Below are 1,761 nucleotides of genomic sequence, written 5' to 3'. Positions count from 1 at the left end.
GCTCGGTGCCGTTGATCACAAAAGAGCCCTTGTCGGTCATGAGCGGCACTTCGCCCATGTATACCTCTTGCTCTTTCACTTCCTTGACCACCTTGGACTGCGATGTGGAGGATTCGCGGTCATAAATGATCAGCTGCACCTTGGCACGTACGGCCGAGGCGAAAGTAAGGCCACGAGTCTGGCACTCGCGCACGTCAAATGCTGGTTTGGCCAGGTTGTACTCGATGAACTTCATCTCGACAAACCCGTTGTGCGAGACGATAGGGAAGGCGTTTTCAAACGCTGCCTGCAGGCCTTCAACGGTGCGCTTTTGAGGTGCACGGTCGGCTTGCAGGAACGCTGTATACGCGTCTTTCTGCATTTGCAGCAAATAGGGAACAGTCAACACGCTTTCGCGGTTGCCGAAGCTTTTGCGGATGCGTTTACGTTCGGTGTAGGAATAGGCCATGAGTTCTCCGCGTTGATGGGCTCTGGCGACTCTCGTGCCCGAATACACCACGTATTCAGGCAGCTTGGTGGTTGGCCACTACCAACCATGGCGGACGGTGACGCATTGCACGTCACCCGAACCAAGGCGTTTTCTGCAGTCGGGGTCAGAAAACACTGGAAAAAAGACTGATCTCAATCATTTTTCCAGTGTTTCTACAAAATACTGGGCAGGCTGCAGGCCTGTCAGGGGTCGAAGAACACTGGAAAGCAGACGATGAGTCTGCTTTCCAGTGTGCTCCTTGAAGCACGAAAGGCTGGAAGCCCGACTCCGGTCTTCCAGCCTTCTCAAACACCAAGAATTACTTGAGTTCGACTTTCGCGCCAGCTTCTTCAAGCTTCTTCTTCGCAGCTTCTGCGTCAGCCTTTGGAGCGCCTTCCTTGACGTTCTTCGGAGCGCCGTCAACCAGGTCCTTGGCTTCTTTGAGGCCCAGACCGGTGATTTCGCGAACAGCCTTGATGACCGACACCTTGTTGGCGCCAGCTTCGAGCAGCACGACATTGAAGTCGGTCTTCTCTTCAGCAGCTGCAGCAGCACCGCCGCCACCGCCAGCAGCGGGAGCGGCCATAGCAGCTGCGCTCACGCCAAATTTCTCTTCGATGGATTTCACCAGTTCGTTGAGTTCGAGGACCGTCATGCTATCCAGCGCGGTCAAAAATGCGTCTTTATCGAATGCCATTTTGAATTTCCTAAAAAGTTGGGTACAAATTACGCTGCTACAGCTTCAGCTGCTGCGGGGGCATCGGCTGCGCCGCCGCCCTTTTTGGCCGCCAGGGCGCCCAGCACAACGGCCGTACGCGACATAGGCGACATCAGCAAGCCACACAACTGGGCGAGCAACACTTCCTTGGAAGGAATGTTGGCCAGTTGCTTCACGCCGTTCACGTCCAGGGATTTGCCACCGAATGCACCACCGCGAATCACCAACTTATCATTGGTTTTAGCGAAGTCAGCGACTACTTTTGCAGCAGCCACAGCATCTGTGGAAAAGCCATAGATCAGCGGGCCGGTCATCTGGTCGGACACGATTTCGAATGCACTGCCTGCCACGGCACGGCGAGCCAGGGTGTTCTTCAGAACACTCAGGTTCACGCCTTTGTCGCGGGCTTGGCTGCGCAGACGGGTCATGTCAGCGACCGTGATGCCACGGTATTCCGCCATCACGAGCGTTTGAGCTTTAGCGGCGAGGCCAGTCACTTCATCAATGACGGCTTGTTTCTCACTGCGGTTGAGACTCAAGGTCTACTCCTTAAAAATGTGTGGTCGGGTTAGGG

2 protein-coding genes and 1 pseudogene are annotated in these 1,761 nt (G+C 55.1%); all 3 read right to left on the bottom strand.

From position 1 onward, the window contains the following. Nucleotides 1-448 (bottom strand): annotated as a pseudogene (gene rpoB, locus AC1D0Z_RS20965) (DNA-directed RNA polymerase subunit beta); the annotation flags it as partial. 340 nt (nucleotides 449-788) lie between these two features. Further along, a complete protein-coding gene (gene rplL, locus AC1D0Z_RS20960; protein WP_431094480.1) occupies nucleotides 789-1,166 on the bottom strand; it encodes a 50S ribosomal protein L7/L12 in 378 nt (125 codons plus the stop codon). 29 nt (nucleotides 1,167-1,195) lie between these two features. Further along, nucleotides 1,196-1,726 carry a 50S ribosomal protein L10 gene (gene rplJ, locus AC1D0Z_RS20955; protein ID WP_477647104.1) on the bottom strand — a complete coding sequence of 177 codons (531 nt, stop codon included), beginning with the start codon at nucleotides 1,724-1,726 and terminating at the stop codon, nucleotides 1,196-1,198. Nucleotides 1,727-1,761 lie beyond the last annotated feature (35 nt).

Source organism: Polaromonas sp. P1_E3, from assembly GCF_056405935.1.
This window is presented reverse-complemented; position numbering and strand designations above follow the sequence as displayed.

Bases quoted from the DNA above. Each gene is read 5' to 3' on its own strand.
- rplL (WP_431094480.1), bottom strand. From the start codon at position 1,166: ATGGCATTCGATAAAGACGCATTTTTGACCGCGCTGGATAGCATGACG.